Source organism: Streptomyces sp. ICN903, from assembly GCF_022015835.1.
Classification (GTDB): domain Bacteria; phylum Actinomycetota; class Actinomycetes; order Streptomycetales; family Streptomycetaceae; genus Streptomyces; species Streptomyces fenghuangensis.
The window spans coordinates 1-7,090 of sequence record NZ_JAKMAY010000164.1 but is presented as its reverse complement, the minus strand read 5'-3'; the positions used below and the strand labels follow the sequence as shown (position 1 = coordinate 7,090).

Below are 7,090 nucleotides of genomic sequence, written 5' to 3'. Positions count from 1 at the left end.
GTCGGGGCGGTCGGGCCTGGCGGCCGGGCCGGCCGGTGCGCGGCGGCACGGCGTCCGATCCAGCGTACGCCAGCGCCCGGGCGGCCTTTCGGCAGGTCAGTCCGCTCCGGCCGGGCGGGGCCGTGACAGTGCGGCGGCCGGGGCGGCGGGGTACGGCCTCAGCTCAGGAGCTCCACGCGCACATCGGCCGCGAATCCGGTGGTGGGCCCGGTCCGGCGGGCGAACTCGGCGATGCCGCCGAGCTGTTCGGGGCCCAGCCGGAAGTCCAGGGTGGTGAAGTAGCGCTCCAGCAGCTCGGCGTCGAAGGCCTCCCAGCGGGCCGCCTGCTCGGCCACCTTGCCGACCTCCTCCAGGGACAGGTCGCGGGAGTCGAGGAAGGCCCGGTGGACCTCCCGCACGGTCTCCGGCTCGCGCTCCAGGTAGTCGCGGCGGGCGGCGAAGACGGCGAAGACGAACGGCAGGCCCGTCCACTCCTTCCACATCAGCCCCAGATCGTGGACCCGGAGGCCGAGCCGGGGCGCGTCGTGCAGGGAGGCGCGCAGCGCGGCGTCGCCGATCAGCACGGCGGCCTGGGCCTCCTGCATCATCAGGCCGAGGTCGGGCGGGCAGGTGTAGTAGTCGGGGGCGAGGCCGTGGCGTTCGGCGAGCAGCAGCTGGGCCAGCCGTACCGAGGTGCGGGACGTGGAGCCGAGGGCGACGCGCTCCCCGTCGAGGGCGTCCAGCGGCACCTTGGAGACGATCACGCAGGACATCACCGGGCCGTCGCAGCCCACCGCGATGTCCGGCAGCGCGACCAGCCGGTCGGCGTTGCGGAGGAATTCCACGAGGGTGATCGGGCCGATATCGAGATCCCCGTTCACCAGCTGTTCGCTCAGTTTCTCCGGGGTGTCCTTGGTGAGCTCCAGGTCCAGCAGGGTGCCGGTGCGGGCGAGTCCCCAGTAGAGGGGCAGGCAGTTGAGGAACTGGATGTGCCCGACGCGGGGCCGCCTCCGCAGGGGCTCGGCGACGGGCTGGTCAGCGTCATTGGTGTCCACCTCGCGAGGCTATCCCCGCAGGTCCGGTCCGCCTCCTCGGGGGTGCTCACCCGGACGGGCGCGCCGGAACATGATCACCCTTCCACTCCGGTGGGCACCGTGCTACGCTCACAGCAAGTTGCAGTTTGGTTTCCCTTGCAGTACAGAGCCTGCGGAGCATGTGACCGCGGGCTCTCGTCGTTTTCAGAGTTCTTCACTGGCTTCTGGAGCAGGGCAACCCTTATAGGCCCAAGGAGGGCTTATGGCTACCGGAACCGTCAAGTGGTTCAACGCCGAAAAGGGCTTTGGTTTCATCGCCCAGGACGGCGGCGGTCCCGATGTGTTCGTTCACTACTCCGCGATCAACGCGAGCGGTTTCCGTTCCCTGGAGGAGAACCAGGCGGTCACCTTCGACGTGACGCAGGGCCCGAAGGGCCCGCAGGCGGAGAACGTCACCGCGGCCTGAGTTGCCCGGCTCGGCCAGACGCCCTGGCCGTGACGGCGTACGGCCGCCCGTGAGGGCGGTACGGCGCCGGCAGACGACCGGATAAGCAGTACCCAAGGAGCCCCCGTCACGACGGGGGCTCCTGCCTTTTCCCGAGCGGCGCCGAAACCACCGGGCCGGTGGTTTCGGCGCCGCTCGGTGCGGTGGCACGGGAGGGGACGCGACGGGCCCCGGCGGGCTCCCGGATCCGGGAGCCCGCCGGGGCCCGTGTTCGTCGTGGTCGGCCGCCGCGCGGGGCCGGTCAGGCGGTGGCGGGGGCCGGCTCGCCGCTCCGGCGGTCCCCCGCGCCTGCGGCGGGGGCGGTGCCGGCGGTCCCTTCGGCGCCCTCGGTGCCGTCGAGGTCGTCGATGTCGAAGCTCCGGGCGCGGCGGAAGGCGTCCAGGTCGAGGATCCTCTCCCGGGCCGCGACCACGACCGGGACCGCCGCCTGGCCGGCGACGTTGGTGGCCGTCCGGATCATGTCCAGGACCGGGTCGATCGCCAGCAGCAGACCCACGCCCTCCAGCGGCAGGCCGAGGGTGGACAGGGTCAGCGTGGTCATCACGGTGGCGCCGGTGAGGCCGGCGGTGGCGGCGGAGCCGATGACCGAGACGAAGGCGATCAGCACGTAGTCGCCGATACCGAGGGAGATGCCGAAGATCTCCGCGACGAAGATCGCGGCGAGCGCCGGGTAGACCGCGGCGCAGCCGTCCATCTTGGTGGTGGCCCCGAACGGCGCGGCGAAGGAGGCGTACTCCCTGGGAACCCCGAGCCGTTCGATGGCCTTCTGGGTCACCGGCATGGTGCCGACCGAGGAGCGGGAGACGAAGCCCAGCTGGATGGCGGGCCAGGCCCCGCGGAAGAACTGCAGCGGGCTGACCCGGGCCGCCAGCGCCAGCAGCAGCGGGTAGACGCCGAACATCACCAGCAGGGAGCCGATGTAGACGTCGGCGGTGAAGGTGGCGTACTGGCCGATCAGGTCCCAGCCGTACTGGTCGATGGCGCGGCCGATCAGGCCGAGGGTGCCCAGCGGGGCCAGCCGGATGACCCACCACAGGGCCTTCTGCAGCAGGGTGAGGGCCGACTCGGAGAAGGAGAGCAGCGGTGCGGCCTTCTCCCCGATCCGCAGGGCGGCGACGCCGGCGACGGCGGCCATGAAGACGATCTGCAGGACGTTCAGCTCGGTGAACGGCGTGATCACGTCGGTGGGGATGATCCCGGTGAGGAAGTCCAGCCAGGAGCCCGCCTGTTCGGGCCGGGCGCCGTCCTTCGGGGACAGCCCGGTGCCCGCGCCCGGGTTGGTGAGCAGACCGATGGTCAGGCCGATCCCGACGGCGATCAGCGAGGTGGCCATGAACCACAGCAGGGTGCGGCCGGCCAGCCGGGCGGCGCCCGAGACGTTCCGCAGGTTGGTGATCGAGACGGTGATCGCGAAGAAGACCAGCGGGCCGACGGCCAGCTTCAGCAGCTGGACGAAGGTGCCGCCGACCTTGTCGAGGGCGGTGCTGAGCCAGGCGACGTCGCCGCTGCGGGCGACCCAGCCCAGCAGGGCTCCCAGGACCAGGCCGAGGAGTATCTGGGCCCAGAAGGGGATTCTGGCGAGACCTGTTCGGCGCTTGGGCGCCGCGGTCTCGCCGGCTGCGGTGGGCTCGCCGGCCGCGGCGGTCGAGGAGGACTCGCCGGGCGCGCTGGATGGCGTGTTGGAGGACACGGACACACTCCGGTGGGACATGTGGCGGGGACAGAGTTCTCTGGTTCTCCGGGGTTCTGCGTTCTGCGCGTTCTGTGCTTCCGCGCGTTCCATGCGTGCGTCGAGGACTCGACGGTCCCGGAGAACTCGGGAGGAGGGAAGAGGGCGCCGGAGGGATCCGGCCGCCGAGGTCGCGCGGGACTCAGCCGATGCGACAGGCCGCGGACAGGCAGCGGCAGAGGTCGACGTGCAGCCGGGCCACGAGCATCGTGCTCCTGGCCTGGGGGGTGGTGCGGGCTGCGGTCGTCATGGTCCTCACGCTAACACCGGGCCCGGGGGCTTCCCGGGCGCCGCCTGGGCGGAACGGTTTCCGCCGACGCACAACGCCCCGGCGGGGAAAGGCATTCCCGGCGGGGCGTCGTGAGGGGGTGTGACGAGGGTTACGCGGCGCGGGGCGGCGCGACGGGCGGGGAGCGGTCCGGTGACCGGTCCGGTCCCCCTGGTCCGCCTCGCGCCCGCCCGGGCCGCGCTCCCGCGGGCCCGGCCCCGGGCTCGGTCCCGCGGGCCCGGCCCCGGGCTCGGTCCCGCGGGCCCAGGGAACTGAGCTCAGTCCTCCTGGCTCTGGTTGGCGGCCAGCTTCCGCTTGGCCCGGTCCACGCGCTCGGCGATCTGCACGGACATCTCGTCGCGCTGCCGGCGCAGCAGTACCAGGCTGAGCGGCGCGGAGACGACCATGGCGAGCATCAGCAGCCACAGCGGGTTGGCCCTGCCGATGGCCTCGGGCAGTACGCCGACGTAGGCGAGCACCGCGACGACCGCGAAACAGGCGAGGAAGACGCCCAGGCGCATGGCCGTGTAGCGGAGCGTCGCGTGCGGCGTACGGCCCGGCACTGTGCCGGACGCCGTACCGGACGTGGTGCCGGACGCGGCGTCGGAAGCGGCGTGCGGTGCCCTGTTCGTGTTGCCGGTCTCCGATGTGCTGGTCACGGTGGTGGGTCCTTTCGGCGTGGCCGGGTCAGCTGAGCCGGAGCCACATGGTGATGTCGTCCCGGAGGTCGTCGTCCGCGACGCGGATGGCGTCGGGTACGCGCCCGACCTCCTTGTAGCCGCACGAGCCGTAGAAGTGCTCCAGTCCGAGCCCGCCGCGGCAGGTGAGCCGGATGCCGCGGACGCCGTCCATGCCCCGGGCGGCCTCCTCCACGGCGGCCATCAGGGCCCGTCCCTCGCCCCGGCCCTGGCGGTCGGGGCTCAGCATCACGGTGTACAGCCACACCCAGTGTCGCATCAGCCGGTGTGTGTTCGGCATCAGGAAGGCGGTGCCCGCGACCCGGTCCTCCTCGTCGTACGCCGCCAGCAGCCGGGCCCGCCCCTCGGCCATCGCCGTGAGGTGCCGGGTCAGCTCGGGCCGCACGTCCTCGGCGGTCACCGGCGGTACGAAGCCGACGGCTCCGCCCGCGTTGGTCACCCGCGCCCACAGGTCGCAGACCCCGTCGGCCAGCCGCCGGTCGACGGGAGGGTCGAGTACGTACCGCAGCGTCATCGAGCCGTCCCCAACGGTGTGTTCCGCGTCACGTCCGCCGCCGGGTCACAGCCGCATCGGCTGCGGCGACTCGCGCCGCGCCGGGTCCGGGCCGTCGTACTCGCGGACGATCTCGTAGCGGGTGTTGCGCTCGATGGGGCGGAAGCCGGCGTCGCGGATCAGCTCCAGCAGGTCCTCGCGGGTGAGCTTGTCGGGGGTGCCGTAGTTGTCCGCGTCGTGGGTGATCTTGTACTCGACCACCGAGCCGTCCATGTCGTCCGCGCCGTGCTGGAGGGCGAGCTGGGCGGTCTGCACGCCGTGCATCACCCAGAACACCTTCACGTGCGGCACGTTGTCGAACAGCAGCCGCGAGACCGCGAACGTCTTGAGCGCCTCCGCGCCGGTGGCCATGGTGGTGCGGGCCTGGAGCCGGTTGCGGACCTTGCCGTCCTTCATGTCCACGAAGTCGTGCTGGTAGCGCAGCGGGATGAAGACCTGGAAGCCGCCGGTCTCGTCCTGCAGTTCGCGCAGCCGCAGCACGTGGTCGACACGGTGGCGGGGCTCCTCGATGTGCCCGTACAGCATGGTGCAGGGCGTCTTGAGGCCCTTGGAGTGCGCCAGGCGGTGGATGCGCGACCAGTCCTCCCAGTGGGTGCGGTGGTCGACGATGTGCTGCCGCACCTCCCAGTCGAAGATCTCCGCGCCGCCGCCGGTGAGCGACTCCAGGCCGGCGTCGATCAGCTCGTCGAGGATCTCGGAGGCCGACAGGCCCGAGATCGTCTCGAAGTGGTGGATCTCGGTGGCGGTGAACGCCTTCAGCGAGACGTCCGGCAGGGCCTTCTTCAGCTCCCGCAGCGAGCGCGGGTAGTAGCGCCAGGGCAGAGTGGGGTGGAGGCCGTTGACGATGTGGAGCTCGGTGAGGTTGTCGCCCTCCATCGCCTTGGCCAGCCGCACGGCCTCCTCGATGCGCATGGTGTACGCGTCCTTCTCCCCCGGCTTGCGCTGGAAGGAGCAGTAGGCGCACGAGGCCGTGCACACGTTGGTCATGTTCAGGTGGCGGTTGACGTTGAAGTAGACGACGTCGCCGTTCTTGCGGACGCGCACCTCGTGGGCGAGGCCGCCCAGCCAGGCCAGGTCGTCGGACTCGTACAGGGCGATGCCGTCCTCACGGCTCAGCCGCTCACCGGCGCGGACCTTCTCCTCCAGCTCGCGCTTGAGCCCAGCGTCCATGCGTCGCCGCCTCCTTGTTCCTGTCTGCGGGGTTGCGGGTCCTGCGGGGCCGTCCGTTGCGGGCGACCCATTGAGCCTACGCCTGCCCCGCCGGCACCCGGGCGGGGCCCCGGGTGCCGGCGGGACGGCCGGGCCGGCGGGCGCGCGGCGGCCGCGGTCAGTCCTCCTCGGCGGGAAGTACGCCGACCCGGTTCTCCCACTTGGTGGAGAGCACGATGGTGGTGCGGGTCCGCGAGACGCCCTTGGTGCCCGAGAGCCTGCGGATCGTCCGCTCCAGGCCGTCCACGTCGGTGGCGCGCACCTTGAGCATGAAGGAGTCGTCCCCGGCGATGAACCAGCAGTCCTCGATCTCCGCCTGGTCCCGCAGCCGCTCCACCACGTCCTCGTGGTCGACGGAGTCCGAGAGCTGGATGCCGATCAGGGCGGTGACGCCCAGGCCCAGGGAGGGGGCGTCCACGGTCGCGCGGTAGCCGGTGATGACACCGGCCGCCTCCAGCCGGTTGATGCGGTCGGTCACGCTGGGGCCGGAGAGGCCGACGAGCCGGCCCAGCTCCGCGTACGAGGCCCTGCCGTTCTCGCGCAGCGCCTGGATGAGCTGTCTGTCCACCGCGTCCATGCGTCCTGGTGCCTTCCGTCGTTCGGCCTTCGTCCGGGCTGTCCGGCTGTCGGATACCGCAAGAGCTTTCCGTAATCGAATCTAAGGCATCCGTGCCCGCTGCCCTACGACTGCCTCTGTGCGCCCCCCAGCTCGCCTTCCCATCGGCGGTAGAGATCGTGCGGAACGCCCATTGCGTCCAGCGCGCGGCCGGCGACGAAGTCGACCAGTTCCTGGATGTGGGCCGCCCCCGCGTAGAAGGCGGGCGAGGCCGGCAGCACCACGGCCCCCGCCTCGTCCAGGGTGACCAGGTGCCTGAGGGTCTGGCCGCCCAGGGGGGTCTCGCGCACGGCGACGACCAGCGGGCGGCGCTCCTTGAGCGTGACGCTCGCCGTGCGCTGGAGCAGGTCCTTGGACAGTCCCAGGGCGATACCCGCCACGGACGCGGTGGAGGCCGGGACGACGATCATCCCCTTGGCCGGGTACGAGCCCGAGGACGGTCCGGCGGCCAGGTCGCCGGCGGGCCAGTACCGCACGGTGCCGCCCGCCGCCTTCCCCC

8 protein-coding genes are annotated in these 7,090 nt (G+C 71.9%); 1 reads left to right on the top strand and 7 read right to left on the bottom strand.

Annotated elements, in window-relative coordinates:
- Positions 1-158 precede the first annotated feature (158 nt).
- Complete coding sequence (locus L7D48_RS17465) at positions 159-1,034, bottom strand: menaquinone biosynthetic enzyme MqnA/MqnD family protein (protein WP_237880379.1); 876 nt, start codon at positions 1,032-1,034, stop codon at positions 159-161.
- A gap of 241 nt (positions 1,035-1,275) precedes the next feature.
- On the opposite strand from L7D48_RS17465, the gene L7D48_RS17460 reads away from it, so the two are divergent.
- Complete coding sequence (locus tag L7D48_RS17460) at positions 1,276-1,479, top strand: cold-shock protein (protein WP_031511278.1); 204 nt, start codon at positions 1,276-1,278, stop codon at positions 1,477-1,479.
- A 280-nt stretch (positions 1,480-1,759) separates the two neighbouring features.
- On the opposite strand, the gene L7D48_RS17455 is transcribed toward L7D48_RS17460, so the two are convergent.
- From L7D48_RS17455 to L7D48_RS17430, 6 genes are all read right to left on the bottom strand, one after another.
- Positions 1,760-3,229, bottom strand: coding sequence for a dicarboxylate/amino acid:cation symporter (locus L7D48_RS17455; protein WP_305853161.1), 1,470 nt, complete (start codon positions 3,227-3,229; stop codon positions 1,760-1,762).
- A 564-nt stretch (positions 3,230-3,793) separates the two neighbouring features.
- Positions 3,794-4,174, bottom strand: coding sequence for a DUF4229 domain-containing protein (locus L7D48_RS17450; RefSeq protein WP_308312300.1), 381 nt, complete (start codon positions 4,172-4,174; stop codon positions 3,794-3,796).
- 28 nt (positions 4,175-4,202) lie between these two features.
- The gene (locus L7D48_RS17445) at positions 4,203-4,727 is read right to left on the bottom strand and encodes a GNAT family N-acetyltransferase (protein WP_237880378.1); all 525 of its coding nucleotides are present in this window, start codon (positions 4,725-4,727) and stop codon (positions 4,203-4,205) included.
- Positions 4,728-4,772: 45 nt separating this feature from the next.
- Positions 4,773-5,936, bottom strand: coding sequence for an aminofutalosine synthase MqnE (gene mqnE, locus L7D48_RS17440; protein ID WP_237880377.1), 1,164 nt, complete (start codon positions 5,934-5,936; stop codon positions 4,773-4,775).
- A 157-nt stretch (positions 5,937-6,093) separates the two neighbouring features.
- The gene (locus L7D48_RS17435) at positions 6,094-6,552 is read right to left on the bottom strand and encodes an Lrp/AsnC family transcriptional regulator (RefSeq protein WP_237880376.1); all 459 of its coding nucleotides are present in this window, start codon (positions 6,550-6,552) and stop codon (positions 6,094-6,096) included.
- A gap of 104 nt (positions 6,553-6,656) precedes the next feature.
- The coding region (locus L7D48_RS17430; protein WP_237880375.1) for a UbiX family flavin prenyltransferase at positions 6,657-7,090 on the bottom strand (434 nt) is incomplete at its 5' end.

Coding starts and splice junctions, on each gene's coding strand:
- L7D48_RS17460 (WP_031511278.1), top strand. CDS start 1,276: ATGGCTACCGGAACCGTCAAGTGGTTCAACGCCGAAAAGGGCTTTGGT.
- L7D48_RS17455 (WP_305853161.1), bottom strand. CDS start 3,229: ATGTCCCACCGGAGTGTGTCCGTGTCCTCCAACACGCCATCCAGCGCG.
- L7D48_RS17445 (WP_237880378.1), bottom strand. CDS start 4,727: ATGACGCTGCGGTACGTACTCGACCCTCCCGTCGACCGGCGGCTGGCC.
- mqnE (WP_237880377.1), bottom strand. CDS start 5,936: ATGGACGCTGGGCTCAAGCGCGAGCTGGAGGAGAAGGTCCGCGCCGGT.
- L7D48_RS17435 (WP_237880376.1), bottom strand. CDS start 6,552: ATGGACGCGGTGGACAGACAGCTCATCCAGGCGCTGCGCGAGAACGGC.